At 70.2% G+C, this 23,632-nt stretch carries 23 protein-coding genes; 11 read left to right on the top strand and 12 right to left on the bottom strand.

Going from position 1 to position 23,632, the window contains the following annotated elements:
- Positions 1–133: 133 nt before the first annotated feature.
- The 3 genes from CRO12_RS03705 to thyA are packed head-to-tail and all read right to left on the bottom strand — an operon-like array spanning position 134 to position 2,465.
- Positions 134–1,051, bottom strand: a complete 918-nt coding sequence (locus CRO12_RS03705) for a bifunctional riboflavin kinase/FAD synthetase (protein ID WP_097062628.1) — start codon at positions 1,049–1,051, stop codon at positions 134–136.
- An 11-nt stretch (positions 1,052–1,062) separates the two neighbouring features.
- Complete coding sequence (locus CRO12_RS03700; RefSeq protein WP_097062627.1) at positions 1,063–1,536, bottom strand: dihydrofolate reductase; 474 nt, start codon at positions 1,534–1,536, stop codon at positions 1,063–1,065.
- Positions 1,533–2,465, bottom strand: coding sequence for a thymidylate synthase (gene thyA, locus CRO12_RS03695; protein WP_097062626.1), 933 nt, complete (start codon positions 2,463–2,465; stop codon positions 1,533–1,535). The genes CRO12_RS03700 and thyA overlap by 4 nt, the downstream gene beginning before the upstream one ends.
- Before the next feature lie 165 nt (positions 2,466–2,630).
- On the opposite strand from thyA, the gene CRO12_RS03690 reads away from it, so the two are divergent.
- A complete protein-coding gene (locus CRO12_RS03690; protein WP_097062625.1) occupies positions 2,631–2,978 on the top strand; it encodes a JAB domain-containing protein in 348 nt (115 codons plus the stop codon).
- 22 nt (positions 2,979–3,000) lie between these two features.
- Here CRO12_RS03690 and CRO12_RS03685 read toward each other — a convergent pair whose 3' ends face one another.
- The 4 genes from CRO12_RS03685 to CRO12_RS03670 all read right to left on the bottom strand — a co-directional run bounded on the left by CRO12_RS03685 (position 3,001) and on the right by CRO12_RS03670 (position 8,741).
- Positions 3,001–3,765: a class I SAM-dependent methyltransferase gene (locus CRO12_RS03685; protein WP_425442997.1), complete on the bottom strand. Its 765-nt coding sequence runs from the start codon at positions 3,763–3,765 to the stop codon at positions 3,001–3,003.
- Entirely contained in the window at positions 3,765–4,892 is a 1,128-nt protein-coding gene (gene prfB, locus CRO12_RS03680; protein WP_097062623.1) for a peptide chain release factor 2, read from the bottom strand. The genes CRO12_RS03685 and prfB overlap by 1 nt, the downstream gene beginning before the upstream one ends.
- Before the next feature lie 109 nt (positions 4,893–5,001).
- Positions 5,002–7,521: a penicillin-binding protein 1A gene (locus CRO12_RS03675; RefSeq protein ID WP_097062622.1), complete on the bottom strand. Its 2,520-nt coding sequence runs from the start codon at positions 7,519–7,521 to the stop codon at positions 5,002–5,004.
- A 41-nt stretch (positions 7,522–7,562) separates the two neighbouring features.
- Entirely contained in the window at positions 7,563–8,741 is a 1,179-nt protein-coding gene (locus CRO12_RS03670) for an N-acetylmuramoyl-L-alanine amidase family protein (RefSeq protein ID WP_097062621.1), read from the bottom strand.
- A 526-nt stretch (positions 8,742–9,267) separates the two neighbouring features.
- Between CRO12_RS03670 and CRO12_RS03665 the strand changes: the two genes are divergently transcribed.
- From CRO12_RS03665 to CRO12_RS03635, 7 genes are all read left to right on the top strand, one after another.
- Positions 9,268–12,051 carry an Rne/Rng family ribonuclease gene (locus CRO12_RS03665; protein WP_245858178.1) on the top strand — a complete coding sequence of 928 codons (2,784 nt, stop codon included), beginning with the start codon at positions 9,268–9,270 and terminating at the stop codon, positions 12,049–12,051.
- A 49-nt stretch (positions 12,052–12,100) separates the two neighbouring features.
- Positions 12,101–13,483, top strand: a complete 1,383-nt coding sequence (locus tag CRO12_RS03660) for a M48 family metalloprotease (protein WP_097062620.1) — start codon at positions 12,101–12,103, stop codon at positions 13,481–13,483.
- Positions 13,480–14,193 carry a DsbA family protein gene (locus CRO12_RS03655; RefSeq protein WP_097062619.1) on the top strand — a complete coding sequence of 238 codons (714 nt, stop codon included), beginning with the start codon at positions 13,480–13,482 and terminating at the stop codon, positions 14,191–14,193. Before CRO12_RS03660 ends, CRO12_RS03655 begins: the two co-directional genes overlap by 4 nt.
- Before the next feature lie 86 nt (positions 14,194–14,279).
- Entirely contained in the window at positions 14,280–14,723 is a 444-nt protein-coding gene (locus tag CRO12_RS03650) for a DUF983 domain-containing protein (RefSeq protein ID WP_097062618.1), read from the top strand.
- 70 nt (positions 14,724–14,793) lie between these two features.
- Positions 14,794–15,729 carry an ABC transporter ATP-binding protein gene (locus CRO12_RS03645; RefSeq protein WP_097062617.1) on the top strand — a complete coding sequence of 312 codons (936 nt, stop codon included), beginning with the start codon at positions 14,794–14,796 and terminating at the stop codon, positions 15,727–15,729.
- 103 nt (positions 15,730–15,832) lie between these two features.
- On the top strand, positions 15,833–16,594 hold the full coding sequence (locus CRO12_RS03640) for an ABC transporter permease (protein ID WP_097062616.1): 762 nt from the start codon (positions 15,833–15,835) through the stop codon (positions 16,592–16,594).
- On the top strand, positions 16,591–17,673 hold the full coding sequence (locus CRO12_RS03635) for a serine hydrolase domain-containing protein (RefSeq protein ID WP_144033517.1): 1,083 nt from the start codon (positions 16,591–16,593) through the stop codon (positions 17,671–17,673). The genes CRO12_RS03640 and CRO12_RS03635 overlap by 4 nt, the downstream gene beginning before the upstream one ends.
- Before the next feature lie 43 nt (positions 17,674–17,716).
- On the opposite strand, the gene glpX is transcribed toward CRO12_RS03635, so the two are convergent.
- Positions 17,717–18,688: a class II fructose-bisphosphatase gene (gene glpX, locus CRO12_RS03630; RefSeq protein WP_097062614.1), complete on the bottom strand. Its 972-nt coding sequence runs from the start codon at positions 18,686–18,688 to the stop codon at positions 17,717–17,719.
- Positions 18,689–18,790: 102 nt separating this feature from the next.
- Here glpX and CRO12_RS03625 point away from each other — a divergent pair, with 102 nt between their 5' ends.
- Positions 18,791–19,123 carry a hypothetical protein gene (locus CRO12_RS03625; RefSeq protein WP_144033516.1) on the top strand — a complete coding sequence of 111 codons (333 nt, stop codon included), beginning with the start codon at positions 18,791–18,793 and terminating at the stop codon, positions 19,121–19,123.
- Positions 19,124–19,188: 65 nt separating this feature from the next.
- Complete coding sequence (locus CRO12_RS03620; RefSeq protein ID WP_097062612.1) at positions 19,189–20,205, top strand: D-cysteine desulfhydrase family protein; 1,017 nt, start codon at positions 19,189–19,191, stop codon at positions 20,203–20,205.
- Positions 20,206–20,207: 2 nt separating this feature from the next.
- On the opposite strand, the gene CRO12_RS03615 is transcribed toward CRO12_RS03620, so the two are convergent.
- The 4 genes from CRO12_RS03615 to CRO12_RS03600 all read right to left on the bottom strand — a co-directional run bounded on the left by CRO12_RS03615 (position 20,208) and on the right by CRO12_RS03600 (position 23,269).
- On the bottom strand, positions 20,208–21,497 hold the full coding sequence (locus tag CRO12_RS03615; protein ID WP_097062611.1) for a homoserine dehydrogenase: 1,290 nt from the start codon (positions 21,495–21,497) through the stop codon (positions 20,208–20,210).
- 137 nt (positions 21,498–21,634) lie between these two features.
- Complete coding sequence (locus tag CRO12_RS03610; RefSeq protein ID WP_097062610.1) at positions 21,635–22,588, bottom strand: isopenicillin N synthase family dioxygenase; 954 nt, start codon at positions 22,586–22,588, stop codon at positions 21,635–21,637.
- 70 nt (positions 22,589–22,658) lie between these two features.
- Positions 22,659–23,027 carry a hypothetical protein gene (locus tag CRO12_RS03605; RefSeq protein ID WP_097062609.1) on the bottom strand — a complete coding sequence of 123 codons (369 nt, stop codon included), beginning with the start codon at positions 23,025–23,027 and terminating at the stop codon, positions 22,659–22,661.
- Complete coding sequence (locus tag CRO12_RS03600) at positions 23,024–23,269, bottom strand: hypothetical protein (RefSeq protein WP_144033515.1); 246 nt, start codon at positions 23,267–23,269, stop codon at positions 23,024–23,026. The genes CRO12_RS03605 and CRO12_RS03600 overlap by 4 nt, the downstream gene beginning before the upstream one ends.
- Before the next feature lie 13 nt (positions 23,270–23,282).
- Between CRO12_RS03600 and CRO12_RS03595 the strand changes: the two genes are divergently transcribed.
- The gene (locus tag CRO12_RS03595; protein ID WP_144033514.1) at positions 23,283–23,612 is read left to right on the top strand and encodes a hypothetical protein; all 330 of its coding nucleotides are present in this window, start codon (positions 23,283–23,285) and stop codon (positions 23,610–23,612) included.
- Positions 23,613–23,632 lie beyond the last annotated feature (20 nt).

The following is a 23,632-nucleotide window of genomic DNA, read 5'->3' as shown; positions in this document are numbered from 1 at the left end:
CGGAGGCGCAGAGATGGCGCGTTCGGGTCGCCGAATGCGAGTCCCCATCAACGCCCCTGTATATGTTGCTGCCGCGGACAGCTCGCCAGTTCAGCGACCTCTCTGCGCCTCCGCGTCTCTGCGCGAGCCTCTGCTAGCCTTCCAGTATCGCTCGGGCGCGCTGGCAGTCACGATCCATCTGCGCCTGCAGCGCGTCGAGGCCGTCAAACTTCTGCTCGGGGCGCAGGTACTCGATCAGCTCGACCTCGATTACTTGCCCGTACAGGTCTTCGGCAAAGTCGAAGAAATAGGGTTCGAGCAGCTCGACCGGTGGATCGAACGTGGGGCGGATCCCGAGGTTGGCGGCGCCCATCAGAACCCGCCCGTCCGCCAGTCGGCCCCGAACCGCATAGATGCCGTAGGCGGGCCGCAGGTATGGGCCGAGCACGAGGTTGGCGGTCGGATAGCCGATCGTCCGCCCGAGCTGCGCCCCCGGCTGCACGACGCCCTCGATCCGGAAGGGGCGGGTGAGCAGCGCCGCCGCCTCGCGCGGACGGCCCTCCCGCAGCGCCGTGCGGATCGCGGTGGATGACACGGTGGCGCCGTCGAGCGTGACCGGGCCGACCGTCTCGACGATGAAGCCGTGCGCCTCGCCCAAATGGTGCAGCACCGCGACGTCGCCGCCCTTGTTCTTGCCGAAGGTGAAGTCCGCGCCGGTCACTACCCCGCCAACACCGGCCAGTCGCTCACTCGCGAACGCCTCCGCCGACAGGCCGGCGAGTGCGGCGTCGAAGCCGAACACCAGCATCGCGTCCGCCCCCGCCTCGGCGAACAGCCGCTCGCGCTGGTCGAGCGTGGTGAGGCGGAACGGGGGCGTGTCGGGCCGGAAGAAGCGCACCGGATGCGGATCAAAGGTCGCGATCAGCGCCGGGCGACCGTCCGCACGCGCCCGCGCGATCGCGGCGCCGGCGACCGCCTGGTGGCCCAGGTGAAATCCATCGAAATTGCCGAGCGCGACGATGCCGCCGCGGAAGCGCGCCGGAATGGCCGCGCCGCCGTTGAGGCGCTCCATGCGCGCAGGCCTTAGCGCTCGGGGGCGGCGCGCACCAGCGTCACGAAGCTGAAGCCGTCGTGGTCCTCGCGCGTGTGCTCCGTCCAGCCGGTGAACGGGGGCACGACCGCGTCGCCTTCTGGCGACTGGTGCACCTCGGTCAGCTCGATGCGATCCGCGCGGGGCAGGAACAGGGCAAATACCTCCGCACCGCCGATCAAGGCGACCTCCGGCACGTCGCCGGCGAGCGCCAGCGCGGCAGCGGGATCATGCGCGACCTCGGCACCAGGTGCGCTCCAGTCGGGCGCGCGGGTCAGGACGATGTGGCGGCGGCCGGGCAGGGGGGCGGGAAAGCTCTCAAACGTCTTGCGGCCCATCACCATCGGCTTGCCCGTGGTCATCGCCTTGAAGCGGCGGAGGTCGGCGGGCAGGTGCCACGGCAGCGTGCCGTCACGGCCGATCACGCCGTTGGCGGCGCGGGCGAGATAGAAGACGATCTCCGTCACACCGCCACCGGCGCGGCAATGTGCGGATGCGGGTCGTAGCCGGCGACCGTGAAATCCTCGATCGCATAGTCGAAGATCGACGCGGGCCGGCGCGCGATCGCAAGCGTCGGTGCCCCGCGCGGTTCGCGCGCCAACTGCTCGCGCACCAGATGTTCGTGGTTGAGGTAGACGTGCGCGTCGCCGCAGCTCCACACCAGTTCGCCCGGCGCCAAATCGGCCTGCTGCGCAAGCATGCGGATCAGCAGCGCCGCGGAGAAGGCGTTGAACGCGAATCCGAGCCCGAGATCGCACGACCGCTGCCACAGCATGCCCGACAATCGCCCGTTCGCGACATGGTACTGGTACGTCATGTGGCAGGGCGGCAGCGCCATCTGGTCCAGTTCGGCGACATTCCAGCCGGTGAAGATCAGCCGGCGCGAGGCCGGGTTGGTGCGCAACGCCTCCACCAGCCCGGCGATCTGGTCGATGCCGCGCGCTGCCCGGCGGTAGAGCCCGTCGCCCGCCGGCTCGAAGCGCGGCCAGTCGACCCACTGCTTGCCGTACACCGGCCCAAGCTCGCCCCAGCGTGCTGCAAAGACGTCGTCGGCCAGAATACGCGCCTCGAACGCGTCGCGGTCGATCACCTCGCCCGAGTGGCGGCGGTAGGCGTCGAGCGGCCAGTCGGTCCAGATGTGGACGCCCTGCGCGACCAGCGGGCGGATGTTGGTCTCGCCCGACAGGAACCACAGCAGCTCGCGCGCTGCGGTCTTCCACGCCACCCGCTTGGTGGTGAGCAGCGGAATGCGGTCGTCGGAAAGGTCGAAGCGCAGCGTCGGCCCGAACAGCGATCGGGTGCCGACCCCGGTGCGGTCGCGGCGCTCGTCACCCCGCTCCCAAACATCGCGAAGCAGGTCGAGGTACTGGTGCTCGAAGTGGCGGGGCGCGGACATGAGGGGCGTTCTACCCGCGTCGCCATCACGCACAAGCGTCCGGGCGTCCGCACGCAACTGGCTCGATAATGGACCTAGCTCGGCTTGCGGCGTCGTCGCACGGCGTGGCTCCGTCCCTCGATGGGGGTCGCCGTTCCGCCAGTCGTTGCTGTCCACGGGCCGGACATGGCCCGGCGCCTGTTCGTCGGGCTGATCCATCCCGAGCGGGAGATGGCGGGCGTCGCCTATCTCGACGGCAGCGGCCGGCTGCTCGGGCTCCGGCACGTCGCGGGCGGGCGCGACTGGTCGGCGGTGCCGCCGCGCACGGTGGTCACCGACGCGCTGGCGTTCGATGCCCGGGCCGCCGTGGTCGCGCACAACCACCCCAGCGGCTGCGCGTGCCCCAGTGAAGCCGACCGCGCCTTCACCCGCGTGCTCGCGCAGGCGCTGGCGGCGGTCGAGGTGCGCCTGCACGACGCGCTGATCCTGACGGTGGAGGAGACCACCAGCTTCCGGGCATTGGGGCTGTTGTGACGCGCACGCGCTTACGCGCGGCTCACTTCGCCTTGTGGGCGGCCGGTCCGACCGGGACGGCCGCGCCCGACTGCTCGACGCGGCAGGGCCGGATCGCCTCGGGTGCGGGGCGCGGGCCGACCGGGCGGAACATGGCGAGATAGCCCCCGGCCGAGGGCATCGCCTCCTGGTGGATGCGCTGGTAGCCGACGGCGGCGAACTCGCATTCGAGCAGCGCGGGTGGGGTGCCGTGGTTCTGGGTCGTCCGGTTGGCATCGACCACCACCACCGCGCCGTCCGCCTTCACCGACGGGCGCAGATGCCAGAGGAACTCGTACGGCTGCTCGATCTCGTGGTACATGTGGACCATCAGCACGCGGTCGAAGCTGTTCCCCGGCAGCTTGGGGTCGTCCGCCTCCCCCAGCCGGACGCTGACGTTCGCCAGCTGCTCGCGCGCGACCCGGGCGGCCAGCGCATCGCGCACCTCCGGCACGATGTCCTCGGCCAGCACGCGGCCCTCCGCGCCGACCCGGCTTGCCAGGCGGATCGTGTAGTAACCCTCGCCTGCGCCGATGTCGGCGATCGTCATGCCCGGCGAAATTCGGGCGCGATCCATCACCCGCTCCGCCTCGTTCAGCCGGTCGCGCGTTTCCTCGTCCGACCAGCGCGGCGAGACGATCCGCGCGACCGGGCGGTCGGCGGCGGGAAAGCGCAGCTCCTCGCCCTGCGAGTTGGCGATGGGCAACGGCGCGCCCGAGCAGGCCGCGAGCAGCCCGGCCCAGGCCAGCAACAGGGCGGCGCGCGCGATCAATCGACGTCCTCGACCTCGACCGCCTCGCCCGTCACTCGCTGCGACAGCGCCGCCGCCATGAACGGGTCGAGCTCGCCGTCGAGCACGTCGCCGGGCGCGGTGGAGGTGACGCCGGTGCGCAGGTCCTTCACCAGCTGATACGGCTGGAGCACGTAGGAGCGGATCTGGTGACCCCAGCCGATGTCGGTCTTGGTCGCGTTGGTGGCATTCGCCGCCGCCTCGCGCTCGGCGAGCTCACGCTCGTACAGGCGCGCGCGGAGCTGGTTGAACGCTTCCGCCTTGTTCTTGTGCTGCGATCGCTGGTTCTGGCACTGCACCACGATGCCGGTTGGCAGGTGGGTGATGCGGACGGCCGAATCGGTCGTGTTGATGTGCTGTCCGCCGGCGCCGGACGCGCGGTAGGTGTCGATGCGCAGGTCGCTGTCGTTGACCTCCACCTCGATATTGTCGTCGATGACCGGATAGACCCACACGCTAGAGAAGCTGGTGTGGCGTCGCGCCGAGCTGTCGTAGGGGCTGATGCGGACCAGCCGGTGCACGCCGCTCTCGGTCTTGGCGTAGCCATAGGCGTTCTCGCCCTTGACCAGCATGGTCGCGGACTTGATTCCCGCCTGCTCGCCGGCGTGATAGTCGATCAGCTCGACCTTCATGCCGTGGCGCTCGGCCCATCGCGTGTACATGCGCTGGAGCATCTCGGCCCAGTCCTGGCTCTCCGTCCCGCCCGCGCCCGAGTTGATCTCGATATAGGTGTCGTTGGCGTCCGCCTCGCCGGCGAGCAGCGCCTTGACCTTATCGGCCTCCGCGCGCCGCGCGAGTTCGGCGAGCGCCTGGGTACCCTCCGCCGCCATCGCGTCGTCGCCCTCCGCTTCCGCCATCTCGATCAGCTCGGCGGTGTCGGAGAGTTCCTGCTGGATGTTGCGGGTGGCGGTGATCGCCTCGTCCAGGCGGCGACGCTCGCGCATCACCTCCTGCGCGGCCTTGGGATCGTTCCACAGCGCCTGATCCTCGACCCGCGCGTTGAGCTCGTCCAGCCGCCTGAGCGCCTGGTCCCAGTTGAGGAAGCGGCGCAGCAGCGACAGCGCGTCGTTGATCGTGTCGACATGTGCCTGCGCTTCGGCGCGCATGGTAGAACTCCAACCTAGAACTCGTCATCCCAGCGCGGGCTGGGATCCGGCGCCGCGACGGCACCCTGATGGTGAGCAATCCCGGCCTTCGCCGGGATGACGGACCGCCCTAATAGATTCCGCCCTCGCGCTGCAAGAAATCGCTGTCGCGCGGGCGCTCGGCGGGGCCGGCAGCCTTTGGCTGCACCGCCTTTGGCCGGGCGTCATCCGCGGCGGTGCGCCGCGGGCGGCGCGCCTCGCTCTGCGGCTTGAACGCTTCCCAGATCACCCCGGCCCTGGGATCGTCGGAGGTCGGAAAGGTTCCGAACACCGGCCGCCCGCTCGCGCGGTCGATCCGGACCATGCGGATGCCCGGCGGCGCGCGGAAGGGGAGGACCGGAAGGTCCTTGTACGCTTTTTCGGCAAAGGTCTTGAACATCGGCGCGGCGAAGGTGCCGCCCTGGATCCAGCCACCGAGCTTCTGGGGCGAATCATAGCCGATGTAGAGCCCGCCGATCATCTGCGGCGTGCCGCCGACGAACCACACGTCGGTCGGGCCGGTCGTCGTGCCGGTCTTGCCCATGATCGGCCGCTTCAGGTCGCGCAGCACGGTGGCGGTACCGCGCTGGATCACGCCTTCGGTGATGTGGACCATCTGGAACGCGGTCAGCGGATCGATCGCCTGGCGCCAGCGGGTCTGTGGGCGCGGCATCGCCCGCCCGTTCCAGTCGCGGGCGTTGCAGCCGTCGCACGCGCGCCAGTCGGCCGGCCAGATCACCTGACCGCGCCGGTTCTGGACATAGTCGATCAGCGTCGGATCGAGCGCGCGGCCGTGGTTCACCAGCATCGAATAGGCATTGACCATGCGCAGCACGGTCGTCTCGCCGGCACCCAGCGCATAGGAAAGATAGGGCGGGAACTTGTCCTTCGAGACCCCCAGCCGCTGGATGTAGTCGACCACCTTGGGCATCCCGACCGTGGCCGCGGTGCGGACGGTCATCAGGTTGCGCGACTGCTCGATGCCCCAGCGCATCGTCTTGGGGCCGGCTGCGCGCATGTTGCCGAAGTTGCGAAAGCACTTCTGCCCCAGCCGCGCGCCCTGGTAGACGCAGAACGAGCCGTCGACGATCAGCGTCGCCGGCGTCATCCCGCTCGCAAGCGCCGCCGAGTAGACGATCGGCTTGATGGTGGAGCCCGGCTGGCGCAGCGCCTGGGTCGCGCGGTTGAACGAGCCGAGCCGGCTGTCGAACCCGCCCTGCATCGCGAGCACGCGGCCGGTCGCCGGCTCCTCCACCACGAAGCCGCCCGAGATCTTGGGAACGGAGCGGAGCGCCCACTGCCCGCCCGACGGCGCGACCGCGATGATGTCGCCGACCTTGAGCGCCGGAAAGGCGGTACCGCCGACCCCGCGCACCGGCATCTGCGCGCCGGAGCGCGGCAAGGTACCGGTCGAGCCGTCCGCGAAGCCGAGCGTCGCTGCCGCGGCGCCCAGATCGGTCACGATCCCCGCGCGCCAGTCGCTGTAGTCGAGCCCGATGTTGCTGTTGAGCAGCGGCACCAGCCAGGTGTCGGTATCGACCCCGTCGACATGGGCGAGCGGCCCGGCCCAGCCGCGCCCACGGTCATAGCGTAGCAGCCCCTCGCGTAGCGCCTCCTGCGCGTAGCCCTGCAGCCGCCGGTCGAAGGAGGTGCGGACCCATAGCCCGCCGGCATAGACGCTGTACGGCCCATCCTCGCTGTTCTCGCCGAAGCGGTCGAGCAGCTCGCGGCGGACCTCTTCGACGAAATAGCCGGCGCTCCGCTCGAACCGCGGCGTGCGGCGGTTGGCGGTGCCGAGTGGCTGGACCACCGCGCCGTCGTGCTGGGCCTGGGTGATGAAGTTGTTGCGGAGCATCTCGCCCAGCACCCAGTTCCGTCGCCCCATCGCACGCTCGTAGTTGCGCTCCGGGCTGTAGTTCGCCGGCCCCTTGGGCAGGATCGCGAGATAGGCGAACTGCGCGAGGCTCAGCTCGTTCAGGTCCCTGTCGAAGTACGCGTGGGCCGCCGCCTCCACCCCGGCGGCGTTTCGCCCGAGCTCGATCTGGTTGAGGTAAAGCTCCAGGATCTGCTGCTTGGTCAGCGCGTCCTCGATCTTGTAGGCGAGCAGTGCCTCGCGCGCCTTGCGGACGTAGCTGACCTCGTTGCCGACCAGCAGGTTCTTGGCGACCTGCTGCGTGATCGTCGACGCACCGACCGGGCGGCGGTCGCTCCGGAGATTGGTGATGACCGCCGCGACGATGCCGGGATAGTCGACCCCCGAATGTTCGAAGAACGTCCGGTCCTCCGCCGCCAGGAAGGCGCGGACGAGGAGCGGCGGATATTCGTCAAAGGAGAGCTCGACCCGGCGCAGCCGTGCATAGCTATGGATCGGCAACCCGTCGCCGCCACGGACGTTGGTCGGCAGCGGCGATTCATACGCGCGAAGCTTGTCGACCGAGGGCAGGTCGCGCGCGACCGCATACCACAGCCCCGCAAGGCCGATCAGCCCGAGGATCGCCAAATAGGCGAGGATGCGGACCCAGCGCCGCGCCCAGGCGCGACCGATCGCTCCCCGTGCCGCCCCCCGCTCCCGCTGCAGGCGCAGCTTCAGGTCCGTGTCGTCGTCCGCCATGTCGGCGCGCGGTGTAGCAAATTGCGCGCCGAGGGAAAGCGTTACAGGCTCCGACCGGCGCCGCTGGCCTTCTGCCCGGCGCCGCCGCTGGCGGTCTGCTCGCGATCGAGCAGCCGGCGCGCGAAATGCAGCTCCACCGCGCGACGGATGCTTTCCGCCACCTTTCCGCGGCCCTCTCGCGAACGGAGGAAGGCGGCGTCCTCCGCACTGGAGAGATATCCCATCTCCAGCAGGATCGAGGGGAGGTCGGGCGCCTTCAGCACCACCAGCGACGCCATTCGGTGGAACAACGGCCGGGTCCGGATCAGCGGCTGCGCCTCCCGCCCGAGCAGGCGGGCGAAGCCGGCCGACGCGGTCATGGTCTCGCGCTGGGCCAAGTCGATCAGGATGGAGGAGATCGTCGCGTCCGACTGGCCGAGGTCTATGCCGGCGATTACGTGCGCCTTGTTCTCGCGCGCCGCGAGCCGCGCGGCCTCCTTGTCCGACGCGACCTCCGACAGGGTATAGGCGGTGGCGCCGGTCGCGAGCGGGTTGCCCGCGCTGTCGCAGTGGAGCGAGATGAACAGGTCCGCGCCCAGCCGGCGAGCGATGCCGAACCGCTCCTGGAGCACGAGGAAGCGATCGTCGCTGCGGGTCAGCGCCACCCGGACCCGCCCGCCGGCGAGCAGCCGGTCGCGCACCGCCATCGCCGCCTGGAGCGTCACGTCCTTCTCGCGCAGCGTGCCGTCGCCGGAGAGTGCGCCCGGGTCATGTCCGCCGTGACCCGCGTCGATCACCACCAGCGGACGTCCGGCCGGGCCCGCCACCGGTGGTAGCGGCAGGCGGCGGACGCGCAGCGGGACCGCCATCGTCTGCGCAGCGGCGCTCGCGGCGAGGGTCACGCGCCCACCCGCCGCCGGACGGGCGAAGCCCGCCTCGTCTGCGCGGCGGAACGAGAGCGTCAGCGCCCGTCCGTTCGGTCCGACGCGGCCATCAGCGAAGATCGCCGGCCGCGCGAGATCGACGGCGACGCTTGCGCCACCGTGCCGTCGGCCCGGGCGCACCGCGGTGACGCGACCCTCGTCACCCGCTGCGGGAAGCAGCAGCGCGCTGGCCTTGGCGACGCGCCCGTCGAAGCGGAGGATGATGGCACGGTCGCTCACCGAGACCCGGGCGATCGTCCCGGCCAAGTTCGGCAAGCCTGCGAACAGGTCGGTGAGAAGGGCGAGCACAATTAGCACGCCCAAGATATGCCGCGCGCGCTCCGTCGCGGTCCAGCCGAAAACGGTTAATGGCTGTCCCTCGACTTGTCGCGGCCGACGTATTTACGACGAGGATCTCCACCGAACACGCAAGTTGCAGGGTTAACGGCCTGTTTACCTTCACCGGTCAGCCTGCACGCGCCCGGCATGGTTGCCGGGCTGGTGCCGGAGTGCTAGGCACCGGATCGTCGGCCGGGGGCAGCCGTTCACGCCACGCCCTTCGTTCGACCAGTGCAGACCGCGGCGGCCATCCGGCCGGTCGCGCTAAATCAGGTTGACGCTGCCATGAGGCAAACACCGCCATTGTCGCACCGAGCCGCCCCCGGCGGCCGCGCGACGCGGGCGGTCGTCCTGGACCAAGTCTCCGGACGGGCTCTGGCAGCAGACGCATTCACCCACACCCGCCGCCGCACCGCCGCTTCGCCCAGCGAAGCCGGCCCGCGCGCGGCTTTATCGCGTGCGCCCCGCTCATTGGGCTGCCTGGCGCGCGCTCGGAGAACATCACATGACCACGCGTATGCTGATCGACGCACGCCACCGGGAGGAAACCCGGGTCGCCGTCGTCAAGGGTAACCGGATCGAGGAATTCGATTTCGAGAGTGCCGAGCGCAAGCAGCTCAAGGGCAACATCTATCTCGCCAAGGTGACCCGGGTCGAGCCGTCGCTCCAGGCGGCCTTCGTCGACTATGGCGGCAACCGCCACGGCTTCCTGGCATTTAGCGAGATTCACCCCGACTATTACCAGATCCCCAAGGAGGATCGCGAGGCGCTGCTGCGCGAGGAGGCCGAGCATGCCGCCGAGGAGGCGGCCCTGCGAGCCGAGCAGGACGCCGAGGACGACGAGGCGGAGGGAGACGAAGCCGACGAGCGCGACCCCGGTGACCGCGATCATGACGAAGACGACCACGACCACGACGGGGACGCCGACGACGAGGTCGCGCATGAGGAAGTGAGCGAGGGCGAGGACGCCCGTCCGCGCCGCAAGCGTCGCGGCGGCGGCGATGACGCGGCGGTCGAGGCGCTGCGTGAGCGTCGCATGTCGCTGCGCCGTCGCTACAAGATTCAGGACGTGATCCGCCGCCGCCAGGTGCTGCTGGTCCAGGTCGTCAAGGAAGAGCGCGGCAACAAGGGCGCGGCGCTGACCACCTACCTGAGCCTCGCCGGGCGCTACTGCGTGCTGATGCCCAACACCGCGCACGGTGGCGGGATCAGCCGCAAGATCAGCAACGCATCCGACCGCAAGCGGCTGAAGTCGATCATGGCGGACCTGAACCTGCCGTCGACCATGGGCTGCATCGTCCGTACCGCAGGCCTTCAGCGCACCAAGACCGAGATCAAGCGCGACTTCGACTATCTCGCCCGGCTGTGGGACGGCATCCGCGAGACGACATTGCAGTCGGCGGCGCCGGCGCTCGTGTATGGTGACAGCGACCTGCTGAAGCGTGCGATCCGCGACATCTACAACAAGGACATCGACGAGATCATCGTCGAGGGCGAGGACGGCTACCGCCAGGCCCGCGAGTTCATGAAGCTGCTGATGCCGAGCCACGCGCGCCGCATCAAGCACTACAGCGATCCCGTGCCGCTGTTCCAGCGCGCGCACGTCGAGGATCAGCTGTCGGCGATGTACCACCCGGTCGTCCAGCTGAAGTCAGGCGGCTACCTGGTCATCAACCCGACCGAGGCGCTCGTCAGCATCGACATCAACTCCGGGCGGTCGACCCGCGAGCACAACATCGAGCAGACCGCCACCGCGACCAACCTCGAGGCCGCGCAGGAGATCGCGCGCCAGCTGCGCCTGCGCGACATGGCGGGCCTAGTCGTCATCGACTTCATCGACATGGATCACGGATCCAACGTCCGAAAGGTCGAGAAGGCGATGAAGGAGGCGCTGAAGAACGATCGCGCCCGCATCCAGGTCGGCCGGATCAGCTCGTTCGGCCTCATGGAAATGAGCCGCCAGCGGCTGCGCACCGGCGTGCTGGAGGCATCGACCCGCCAGTGCCCGCACTGCGAGGGCACCGGGCTGGTCCGCACCGCTTCGTCCGCCGGGCTGAGTGCCCTGCGCCTGATCGAGGACGAGGCCGCGCGCGGCCGCGGCTCGCAGATCGTGCTACGCGCGAGCCAGGAGGCGGCCTTCTACCTCCTCAACCGCAAGCGCGCGGAACTTGCCGAGATCGAGGATCGCTACGGCGTGACCGTCGAGGTGACGGCCGATGGCGAGATCGAGGGCGCGCGCATGGCGGTGGAAGCCTCCGGCCCGCCGCCCGCGCACGCCCCGCGCTTCGACGCGCCCCTGCAGGAACTCGACGACGACCTGCCCGAGGAGGTCGAGGACGAGATCGAGGAGGAGCTGGAAGAGGACGCCGAGGTCGAGGACCGGCCGGCGCGTCGCGAGCGCGAGCGCAGCGATGGCGAAGGCGAGAGTCGCGGCCGCCGTCGTCGCCGTCGCGGGCGCCGCGGTCGCTCGCGCGAGGAAGGCGGCGCCGAGCAGGGCGAGGCCGCTGCTGCGGGTGACGACGTCGAGGACGGCGAAGCGGAGGCCGGCGAGGGCGACGAGGTCGCCGTCGAGGTGAGCGCCGATACCCGCGAGTCCGAGGGTGGCAGCGGGCGCAAGCGCCGTCGCCGGGGTCGCCGCGGCGGTCGCCGCGAGTTCGCGGGCGAAGCGCCGGTCTCGGCAGAGGACGCGGTCGAGCCGCAGCTCGACACCGCCGAGGCGGACGTCGACGACGGTGCGGCAGAAGGCGCGTCGGAGCCGCTCCTCCCCGTTGTCGCCGACGAGGCGCCGGCCAAGGCCGAGGCGGTCGCGGAGAAGCCGAAGCGCAGCCGCCGTCGCAAGGCGGACGCGGCGGCCGAGGCGACCGAGGCTGCACCGGCTGCCGAAGCGGTGTTCGAGGCCGTGGCCGGCACGCCGGCGGCGGACGTCCCGGCGGCCGAGGAGCCTGCCCCCAAGCCGAAGCGCACCCGCCGCCGCAAGGCCGACGCTGCGCCCGAGGCAGAAGAGGTGTTCGCAGCAGTTGCGGGTACGCCGGCCGAGCCGGACGCCGGGGATGCGACGCCCGCCCCCGTCGCCGCGAACGACGATGCGGCCGAGGAGAAGCCGAAGCCACGCCGCCGTACGTCCCGCAAGAAGGCGGAGGCCGAGGCAGCCGAGGCGGCACCAGCCGCGGACACCGCGCCGGCAGCGCCTGAAGCGGACGCCGTGGCCGAGTCCGACGCGCAGCCGGCGGACGATGCGGAGGCCGCGCCGGCCCGGCGCGGCTGGTGGCAGCGGACGTTCGGGAACTGAGGCCAGCTTAACCGGCGGTTCAGCCGCCGCGGGACAGGGCACGCGAGTGATGGCGGGCGGATCGGTTCTGGGTTGGGTGCGGCACGCGGCGACGGTGGTCGTCGCGAGTGCATCCCTTCTGGCCGCGCCGTCCGCCTCTGCCCAGTCGATCCTGCGCGACGCGGAGACGGAGGCGCTGTTCGCCGACATGTCGCGCGACATCATCGCGGCCGCCGGCCTCGCGCCTGCCAACGTGCGGATCGTCGTGATCAACGATCCGTCGATCAACGCCTTCGTCGCGGGCGGGCAGATCGTCTACGTCCACTCCGGCCTGATCGACGCGGCGGACAATGCGAACGAAGTGCAGGGCGTGATCGCGCATGAGCTCGGCCACGTCGCGAACGGGCATATCCCGCTCCAGGATCAGGGCTACAGCGGGGCGATGGGCCTCTCCATCGTCAGCCTGGTGCTCGGCATCGCGGCGATCGCGGCTGGCTCGGGAGAGGCGGGGGCCGGCATCCTCGCCGCCGGGCAGCGCGCGGCGCTCGGCAAGCTGCTCGCCTTCACGCGCGTCCAGGAATCGAGCGCCGACGCCGCGGGCGCGCGCTACCTCAACACCGCCGGGATCACCGGGCGAGGCATGCTCAGCTTCTTCAAGAAGCTGCAGAACATGGAATACCGCTACGGCATCTCGCAGAGCGAGGGCAGCTTCGAGCGGACCCACCCACTGACCGGTGAGCGGCTTGCCGCGCTCGACCAGGTGGTGCGGAGCGCCCCCACCTTCTCCAAGGCGGCCGACACCGGGATCGACGCTCGCTTCAAGCGCGTTCAGGCGAAGCTGCGCGGCTACGTCAACGAGCCGCGTCAGACGCTGGTCAAGTACCCGATGACCGACCAGTCGCTGCCGGCGCACTACGCCCGCGCCTACGCCTATCACCTGTCGGGCTATCCCGATCAGGCGGCGAAGGAGGCTGCGGCGCTGGTCAAGGCCGAGCCGAACGACCCTTATTTCCTGGAGCTGCAGGGCCAGATTTTGCTGGAGGGGGGCGATCCTGGCGCAGCGCTGCCGCCGCTGCGCGAGGCAACGGCGGCGTCGCGCAGCTCGCCGCTGATCGCCACCACCTTTGGCCACGCGCTACTCGCGACGGAGGACGCCGCGCACCTGGGTGAGGCGGAGAAGGTGCTCCGCCTGGCGGTGCAGCGCGACAACGACAATCCCTGGGCGTGGATGCAGCTCGGCACCGTGTACGAGCGCAAGGGTGATCAGCCGCGCACCGCGCTCGCGACCGCCGAGCGGGCGAGCCTGATGGGGGACGCGCGCACTGCGCTGTTCTCCGCCCGCGCGGCGATGGCGGGGCTGCCGCAGGGCAGCAGCGACTGGATCCGCGCGCAGGATATCCTGCTGGTGTCGCAGACCCAGATGGAAAAGGATCGCAAGGAACGCCGCCGGTGACGCTCCGGCCATGGGTGCTTGCCCTGCTGCTCATCGCTGCCGGCGCGGCGGGCGGCGGTGTCGCCGCGGCGGTGCAGGCGTGGCGCGCGCCGGCGGCCGGTGGTGACGTCCGCGCCTTCCTCCTCGCGCACCCGGACGTGATCCCGGAGGCGATGCAGCGCCTGCAGGAGCGTGAGAGCGGTAAGGCGATCGCCGCCAACCGGCCCGCGGTCGAGCAGCCCTTCGCCGGGGCGGTTGGCGGCAACCCGGCCGGCGACGTCACGATCGTCACCTACATGGACTATGCCTGCGGCTACTGCCGCTCCAGCCTGCCCGATCTGGCAAGCGTGGTGAAGGACGACGGCAAGGTCCGGATCGTCTACCGCGAGCTGCCGATCCTCTCGGCCGACAGCCGCACCGCCGCGCAGTGGGCGCTCGCCGCGGCCGAGCAGGGCAAGTACCTGCCCTTCCACGAAGCGCTGTTCGCCGCCGGCCGCCCGACGCCGGCGGCGGTCGCCGCTGCGGCGCAGGCGGCGGGGCTCGACCTCGCCCGCGCGCGCCGGGTCGCGGCCTCGCCGCAGGTCGCTGCCGAGCTCGGCAAGAACCTCCAGACCGCCGGCGCGCTCGGGATGACGGGCACGCCCGCCTGGGTCATCGGCGACCGCATCCTGTCCGGCGCGGTCGGGGCAGCGGCGCTCCGCGACGCGGTGGCAGCCGCGCGCGCGGCGTAACCTCGCTCAATCTACGTTGGTGCCGAGAAACCTGTAAGGCTTTAGGTGCGCTCATCGGACAGGCGTAGGCGCTACGGAAGGCCGGCATGGGGATCGACAACGAGAACGAGCAGCTTTCCGGTGACGCCAAGTTCCGCTGGATCCTGCGCAGCGGCTGGTACGGGCTCTGCCCGCGCTGCGGCAAGGGACGGATGTTCCGGTCGTGGCTCCGGATCACCGATCGCTGCGAATGCTGCGGCCTCGACTACCGGTTCGCGGCGCCGGACGATGGCCCGGCCTTCTTCTCGCTGTGCGTCATCGCGCTGCCGCTGATCGCGATCGTGGTGTGGATCGAGCTCGCGTTCGCGCCGCCCTGGTGGGTGCACCTGCTCACCTCCATGCCGATCATGGCGGCGGGCACGCTGCTGCCGCTCCGGCCCATCAAGGGCTGGCTGGTCGCGTCGCAATTCGTCAACCGCGCGCAGGAGGCGGGGACCCAGCGGCTGTGGGGTCAGTTGCACGGTACGGACCGGAACGACTTCGACCAGTGATCCCGCGGTTCGTGACGCTTGTGGAACGCGCCGGCGCTGCCTACGTCACGCGCCACACAAGGGGGCGCGCATGCACGATCCGATCCTGGCCGTGGCCGGCGTGTCGAAGACCTACAAGGGCGGCCACCGCGCGCTCGATACCGTCGATCTGGAGATCAGGCGCGGCGAGATCTTCGCGCTGCTCGGGCCCAATGGCGCCGGCAAGACGACGCTGATCAGCACGATCTGCGGCATCGTCACGCCGTCCTCCGGCACGATCACCGTCGACGGGCACGACGCGATCACCGACTTCAAGCGTGCCCGCGCCAAGATCGGGCTGGTACCGCAGGAGCTGTCGGTCGACATGTTCGAGACGGTGCTGGCGACCGTGAAATTCAGCCGCCGCCTGTTCGGGCGATCCGGCCACGACGCCTATATCGAGGAACTGCTGCGCGACCTGTCGCTGTGGGACAAGCGTTCCGCCAAGATCATGGAGCTCTCGGGCGGAATGAAGCGCCGGGTATTGATCGCGAAAGCACTCAGCCACGAACCCGACATCCTGTTCCTGGACGAGCCGACCGCGGGCGTCGACGTGTCGCTCCGGCGCGACATGTGGAAGCTGATCGGGCGGCTGCGTACCCGCGGCGTCACCATCATCCTGACTACCCACTATATCGAGGAAGCGGAGGAGATGGCCGATCGCGTCGGCGTGATCACGGGCGGCAAGCTGCTGCTGGTCGAGGAGAAGACCGCGCTCATGGCGAAACTCGGCAAGCGCGAGATGGACCTGGCGCTGGTAGAACCGATGGCGACGATCCCGCCGGACCTCGCGGAATGGCACCTGAGCCTGGAGAACGAGGGTCACACGCTCCGCTACGTCTTCGACGCGCAAGCGGAGCGGACCGGCATCCCCTCGCTGCTGCGCAAGCTCGGCGAGCTCGGCATCACCTTCAAGGACCTGGAAACGTCCAAGTCGAGCCTGGAGGACATCTTCGTCGACCTGGTGACCGAGCGGAGGGCGGCGTGATGCGCGCAGCCACTTCCGTTTGTCCGGAGCGTAGTCGAGGGACCCGATCCGACTACCCGTCCCCCGACTTCGCTCGGAACGAACCGTTGGGGAGGGGGCAGGCATGAACACGCACGGCGTCTGGGCGATCTACCGGTTCGAGATGGCGCGCGCGCTACGCACGCTGTGGCAGAGCCTGGTCACGCCCGTGATCACCACCAGCCTCTACTTCGTCGTGTTCGGCGGTGCGATCGGCAGCCGGATGCAGGAGGTCGGCGGCGTCGGCTACGGCAGCTTCATCGTGCCCGGGCTGATCATGCTCTCGCTGCTGACGCAGAGCATCGGCAACGCTTCGATCGGCATCTACTTCCCGAAGTTCACCGGCACGATCTTTGAGCTGCTGTCCGCGCCCGTCTCGGCGATGGAGATGGTGCTCGGCTACGTCGGGGCCGCGGCGACCAAATCGGTGGTGCTGGGGCTCATCATTCTCGCGACCTCGGCGCTGTTCGTGCCGCTCCGGATCGAGCATCCGCTCGCGATGGTCGCCTTCCTGATCCTGACCAGCGTCACTTTCAGCCTGTTCGGGTTCATCATCGGCGTGTGGGCAAAGGGGTTCGAGCAGCTGAACTTCGTGCCGGCACTGCTGGTCACGCCGCTCACCTTTCTCGGCGGCGCCTTCTACTCGATCGACATGCTGCCGCAGCCGTGGCGGACGGTCAGCCTGTTCAATCCGGTCGTCTACCTGGTCAGCGGCTTCCGCTGGAGCTTCTTCGGGCAGGGCGACGTCGATGTCGGCTACAGCCTGGCCTTCACGGCCGGGTTCATGGCGCTGTGCCTCGGCGTGATCGCCTGGATCTTCCGTACCGGTTACCGGCTGAAAAATTGAGGCGGCGCCAGTTCCTCGCGGTGGGTGCCGCGGCGCTGCTGCCGCGCGTCGCGCGGGCCGAGACCCCGCGCCCGAACGGGCGCTTCGCCTTCTCCTGCACGCCCGCGGGGCTTGCCGGGCTGGTGCTGGAGGGGGAGGACGGCGCCGTCCTCGACCCCACCTGGGCGTGGCACCTGGGATCGAACACCAAGGCGATGACCGCGGCGCTCTACGCCCGGCTGGTCGATCGGGGTCGTTGCCGCTGGGGCGCGACGCTGCCGCAGCTGTTCCCGGCGCTCGGCGTCCACCCCGCCTGGGCGGGCACGACCGTCGAGCAGCTGATGGGGCATGTCGCCGGGCTCACCGACGCACCCGTCACGCCGGCCTGGCTGATGGAGCGGCACACGGACCGGTCGTCCCCGCGGGCGCAGCGCCAGGCACTGGTGGCGGCGCTGCTCGCCGCGCCCCCTGCCGGTACGCCCGGCGCTTATGTCTATGGCAACCTCAACTTCGTCGTGGTCGGTGCGGCGATCGAGGCCGCGACAGGGTTGAGCTGGGAGGAGGCGATCGCGGCCGAGCTGTTCGCGCCGCTCGGTATTCGGGACGCGGGTGTCGGCGCGCCACGCCGCGGGCTGTGGGGCCGTGCCGGGCCGACGCTGATCCCGATCGATCCGGCGGGCTTCGCCGACAATCCGGCGGTGCTGGCGCCGGCCGGGGGCGTCCACATGCCCCCGGCGAGCTACGCCCGCTTCCTCCAGCTGTTCCTCGATGGGGGCAGACCGCTGCTGCGGTCGGAGACGCTGGCATGGCTGCTCGCCCCGCCGATCGCGGGCGCGCGCTACGCCGGCGGCTGGGCGCTGGAGGGCGGGACGCTGACTCACGACGGATCGAACACGCTGTGGTACGTGTCGGCGCAGATCGATCGCGCCGCCCGCCGCGCCTATGCCGCCGGCATCAATCGCGGAGGCGCGGAGGGGGCCCGGATCGCGCATGAGGGCATCGCGCGGCTCAAGAACGCAACGTCATCCCAGCTGAAGCTGGGTTCTGGTGCGGCAGGGGCGCACTTCGATGGCGAAAAACCCCAGCGTTCGCTGGGGTGACAGTACAAGCGAGGTACGGCCGGCGTTGTAATTCGGCCGGCGCTCAGCCCACGCGGTGCTCGCCCTTGACCCAGCGGACGGTGCCGGAGGACGCGCGCATCACCACGCTCTCCGTCGTCATCTTGGCACCCTTGCGCTTGACGCCGGCGAGCAGCGAGCCGTCGGTCACGCCGGTCGCGGCGAAGATGCAGTCGCCCTTGGCGAGCTCGGTCAGGTCGTAGATCTTGTCGAGGTCGGTCACGCCCCAGCGCGCCGCCCGCTCGCGTTCCGCATCGTTGCGGAACAACAACCGCCCCTTGAACTGCCCGCCGATGCAGCGGAGCGCCGCGCAGGCGAGCACGCCCTCCGGCGCGCCGCCCGATCCCATGTAGACATCAACGGTTGTGTCCGGATCGGTGGTGGCGATCACGCCCGCGACGTCGCCGTCGCCGATCAGCATCACCCCGCAGCCGAGCGCGCGCAGCTCCGCCACCAGCGCCTCGTGGCGGGGACGGTCGAGCACGCAGACGGTGATCTCGTGCGGCTCCACGCCCTTCGCCGCCGCCACCGCGCGGATGTTCTCGCTCGGCGATTTCGCCAGGTCGATCACGTCCGGCGGATAGCCGGGGCCGACCGCCAGTTTCTCCATGTACACGTCCGGCGCGTTGAGCAGCTGGCCCTCCTCTGCGATCGCCAGCACGGCGAGCGCGTTCGGCCCGGCCTTGGCGGTGATGGTCGTCCCCTCCAGCGGATCGAGCGCGATGTCGATCTTCGGCCCCTTGCCGATCGCCGCGCCGACCTTCTCGCCGATGAACAGCATCGGCGCCTCGTCACGCTCGCCCTCGCCGATCACGACCGTGCCGTCCATGTAGAGGGTGTTGAGTGCGGCGCGCATCGCCTCCACCGCGGCGGCGTCCGCTTCCTTCTCGTCGCCACGGCCGACCAGCCGCGCCGCCGCGATCGCCGCCGCCTCCGTCACGCGCACCATCTCGAGAACGAGCACCCGGTCGAGGACGGTGCTGGCGACGTCGGTCATGCTGTTCTCCGGGGGGCTGTGCTTTGTTGATGCCCCTACGGAGCGTCCGGGCGCTTGTCGAGGCTTGCGGGCGCCGGCGCGCCGGATCATGGTGAAACGGTGATGATCGCGCTCCTCCTGCTCGGCCTGGCGCCGCAAGACCTGGTCACGCAGGCTAAGGCGCTGACGCGGGCGGAGGTGCCGTGCCGCACGAGCGAGGCGGCCGACGACATCACCGTCTGCGCCCGTCGCGATGCGGACAAGCGCTACCGCATCACGTTCGTCCTGCCCGACACGCGCGACAACGTGCCGCGCGAACGCGATGCGCTGCTCCAGCCGAAGCTCGCGGGCTGCGGTCGGGTCGGCCCGTTCTTTGCTGACTGCGGTTTCGCCGGTGTCACGATGACGACGGGCGCGGGCGGCACACAGGTGAAGACCCGCAAGCTGGCGCCGTGACTTCCGCGTAGCCGCGGCTATTGAGGATGGAGCGGGGCTCGAGAAGCTCGGTCTGCGGAGCCGTCATGCCCGATCCTTTTGTCCGCTTTCCCCGAAGGACGCTGCTCGAAGGCGTAACGCCGATCCAGCGCCTGACCCGGCTCGAGCAGGCACTCGGCGGGCGGGGAGTCCCGGCGATCTTCGTCAAACGCGACGACCTGACGGGGTTGGGCGGGGGTGGCAACAAGCTGCGCAAGCTGGAGTACCTCCTCGGCGCAGCGCTGGCGGCGGGCTGCGACACGTTCATTACGACCGGCGCGCGCCAGTCCAACCATGCACGCCTGAGCGCGGCCGCAGCAGTGCGGGCGGGGCTCGCCTGCGAACTCGTGCTGACGGATCGGGTGCCACGCGACGATGAGGCGTATCGCCGAAACGGCAACGTGCTCCTCGACGACTTGTTGGGCGCTACGGTGCATCGCCTGCCCGCGACCGGCGATGCGCTGTCTGTCGCCAAGCAGCGGGTCCAGGCGCTTCAGGCACAGGGTCGACAAGCCTATGTGGTCGGTGCTGGCGGGTCCTCGCCGACCGGGTGCCTCGGCTACGCCAACTGCGCGGTCGAGATCACCAGGCAGGAGGTCGAGCTGGGTCTCCGCTTCGACCAGATCGTCGTGCCCAACGGCAGTTCAGGCACGCATGCCGGACTGCTGGCCGGTATGGTCGCAAGCGACGACGATCCGTGTCGCGTTTGCTCCTACACGGTGCTTGCCCCGCTCGCGGAGGCACGAGCGGACACGCGAACGTTGTCGCGTGAGGTGCTCGACCTATTCGGTGCGGATCACCGCGTGACGGATGACGACGTCGTCGTCGGCGGAGACGCGCTCGGCGAGGGGTACGGCATCCCGACGAAGGCGACGATCGACACGGTGCGGCTGGTCGCCCGGACGGAGGGGCTGCTCCTCGATCCGGTCTATGGCGGCAAGGCGATGGCCGGCCTTCTCGGTGACGTGCGGGCCGGCAGGTGGAGCGGCGGTCACAAGCTTCTCTTCGTCATGACCGGCGGTCTGCCGGGATTGTTCGCCTACGAGCCTGCGTTCAGGACCTGATCTTACCCCAGCAGGTGCATCCACATCGGCTCGCCCGCCAGGCTCTGCGAACCGCGCAGCTTCTCCAGCGCCTGGGCGATGCAGCGTTCCGGTCCGTCGTGGGTGACGATCGCGACCAGCACGGTGCCGTCCGCGCCCGCGCCGCGCTGGATCAGGCTCTCGATGGACACGCCCGCATCGCGCATCGCGGCGGCGATCTCCGCCAGAACGCCGACGCGGTCGACGACGGCGAAGCGGAGGTAGGCGCGGCCTCGGCGCTCGCCCGCAGGAGCGGGCGGCAAGGCGGTGAGCGACGCGGCGGGCATCGCATAGGGCGGGCCGAACTCGCCGCGTGCGATGTCGATCAGGTCGGCCACGACCGCCGATGCAGTTGGCCCGTCACCGGCTCCGCGCCCCTGAAAGAACAGCCGCCCGACGAAGTTGCCGTCGGCGACGACTGCGTTCAGCGAGCCGGTGGTGGTGGCGAGCGGGTGATCGACGGGGACGAGGTGCGGGTGGACGCGTTGGAACAGCCCGGCCGGCCCCGCCTCCGCGACCCCGACCAGACGCACGCGGTAGCCAAGCGCGGCCGCCTCCGCGATGTCGGCGGCCAGGATGTGGCGGATCCCGGTCACCGCCACGTCGCCAAACGCCGGCTGGGTGCCGAACGCGATGCTCGCCAGGATCGACAGCTTGTGCGCGGCGTCGACGCCGTCGATGTCGAAGCTCGGGTCGGCCTCCGCAAAGCCGAGCGCCTGTGCCTCGGCCAGCACCTCGGCGAAGTCGCGGCCCTCGCTCTCCATCTTGGACAGGATGAAATTGCAGGTGCCGTTGAGGATGCCGTAGACCCGCTCGATCGCGTTCGCGGCCGCGCCCTCGCGCAGGCCCTTGATGACGGGAATGCCGCCCGCGACCGCCGCCTCGAACTTGAGCGCGACGGACGCTCCCTCGGCCGCCTCGGCGAGCTCCAGTCCGTGATGCGCCAGCATCGCCTTGTTCGCGGTAACGAACGACTTGCCCGCGCCGAGCGTCCGGCGCGCCAAGGTCAGCGCGGGGCCGTCCGACCCGCCGATCAGCTCGACGACGACGTCCGCGCGCTCGTGCGTCGCCAGTGCCGAGGTGTCGTCCACCCAGTCGAACGGGATGAGATCGACGCCGCGGTCCTTGGCCCGGTCCCGCGCGGACACCGCCACCACCTCTATCGGCCGCCCGGCCCGCCTGGCGATCAGTTCGGCATTGGCATCGAGCAGCCGGATCACGCCGGCTCCGACCGTTCCCAGCCCGGCAAGCGCGATGCGCAGCGGTTCGGTCATGCAATCCCCCAAGTCACGCAAGTTCACGTTCGTTTCGAGTAGAGATCGAGCGGAGTCGAGAGTTCGTACTCGAGAAATCGCCCGATATGTTGACCCGATCTGGCTAGCCGGCAAGCCAACGCCCGCAGCGTGGTGGCCTATTTTTTGATCAGCCCGATCTCGACCAGCCGTTCGCGGAGGTAGTCGTGGGCGGTGATCGGCGTCTCGTAGCGGTTCGGGTTCGCCGCGCTGATCGTGCCGGGCAGCGTCTCGATCAGGAAATCGGGCGCGGGGTGGAGAAAGTAGGGCATCGAGTAGCGCGAGAAGCCGCGCCGCTCCGGCGCCGGATTGACCACGCGGTGCGTGGTCGACGGCAGAACGTGGTTGGTCAGCCGCTGGAGCATGTCGCCGACGTTGACGACCATCGCGCCTTCCGGCGGCTTGACCGGCAGCCAGCGGCCATCCTTTTCCAGTAGCTCCAGCCCCGCCTCCTCGGCGCCGAGCAGCAGCGTGATGAGATTGATGTCCTCATGCGCACCGGCGCGCACTTCCGGCGCGTCGGCCGGGACGGGCGGGTAGTGGAGCAGGCGCAGCACGGAATTGCCGTCCTCCACCGCGTGCTCGAACCAGTCGGGCGCGAGGCCGAGGTGGCGGGCGATGCCCGACAGCAGCCGAGAACCCGCTGTATCGAGCGCGGCGAACAGCTCGATGAACGTCTGGCGGAATCCCTCCGGGTGCTCGGGCCAGACGTTGGGCGCCATCGCCTGCTCGAAGCGGTGGCCGGCCGGCAGCTCGCGCCCGACATGCCAGAACTCCTTCAGGTCGACGTGGGTCGCGCCCTTGGCGATCTCCGTCTTGAACGGCGTGTAGCCGCGCGCGCCGCCGCCGCCTTCCAGAAAATAGCCGCGCTTCTCGTCCTCTGGCAGGTCGAAGAATGCCTTGGTCATTGCCCAGGCGCGTGCGACCAGCGCGTCCGGCACGCCGTGGTTGGAGACCATCGCGAAGCCGAACCGCTCGAACGACTGGCCGAGCGCGGCGGCGAACCCGTCGGGATCGTCGGCCTGGCGGCTCATGTCGAGCAGCGGCACCTGCGTCTGGGGCGTGTCGAGCATCGGTCTGGGTCCTGTGACTGGTTGCTGCGCCTCACATAGGACCGCAAGGGCGCGCGGACCAGCGCTGCGCTCAGAATGCGAGGTCGAACCCAAGCTGCAAGCTGCGCGGCACCAGCGCGTACTCGCCATATCGCGTTCGCTCCTCCACCCGGTTGTGGACGCCGGGGAGCGGGGAGCGCAAGCCCGGATCCCGCATCTGCCGGGCGACGCGCAATTCGATCAGGTTGGTGCCGCGTGCGCCCTCCGCCAGCGACAGGCGGTCGCCCTCGATCACCTGCGCGCCGCCGGCGTAGAGGTCGAGCGGCACGCCTCGCTTGGACGCCGTCACGACGATGTCGGCGGCGGCTGCTTCCTCATCGCCCGCGGGCGGAGCGGAGAGCGGGGAACGAGCGGTCGGCGTTGCGGCGATTTGGGCGCGCCGGGAGGCGCTCTCGATCACGAAGGTAGACGGGCGACGCGGCGCGCGCGCATGGCGGTGCCGCTCAGCAGTCGGTCTAGCGCGGCGATCGGAGTCAACGAGCCCCTGACCGCGCGAAGGGGCAGGCGGGTCAGCCTTGCGTCTCGAAAGCCGATGGAGACGCGGACCTGTCGCCCGAGCACGCGGATCGTTTCGCCCCCGCTACCCGCCGGCAGGTCAATCGCCGCCAGCCGGTCGCGGGCCTGCGCGGGCGCGGCCGACAAGGCAAGCAGGAGGATGGATTCCCTAGCAGAGGCGACCATAGCGCGCATCGACGTGCGCGCCGCAAACCAGCGGCCGCCGCGCCATGCCAGCGTCAACCGGACACGCACCGGCCGCGCGGCCGTCGACCTGGGCAATGTCGCGGCCGAGCGGCTCGCAAGCTGCCGAGCGGACGTCGCGGTGCTGGCGAACGCCGCGCGCTACCGGGCCGAGGCAGCACGCTTCCCGGCGCGCCAAGCGACCTACCACCGCTATCTAGCCGCCTACCGCCTCGCCGCCACTTCGGCCCTGAGGCGCAGCGGATCAAAGTATGGCTACGCCGCTAGTAAGAATGACTTGCAATAGCGGGTGACTCACCCTAGGGC

Source organism: Sphingomonas guangdongensis (genome assembly GCF_900199185.1).
In the GTDB taxonomy this organism is placed as follows: Bacteria; Pseudomonadota; Alphaproteobacteria; order Sphingomonadales; family Sphingomonadaceae; genus Sphingomonas; species Sphingomonas guangdongensis.
The sequence above is the reverse complement of the archived record's forward strand: the minus strand, read 5'-3'. Positions and strand labels throughout refer to the sequence as shown.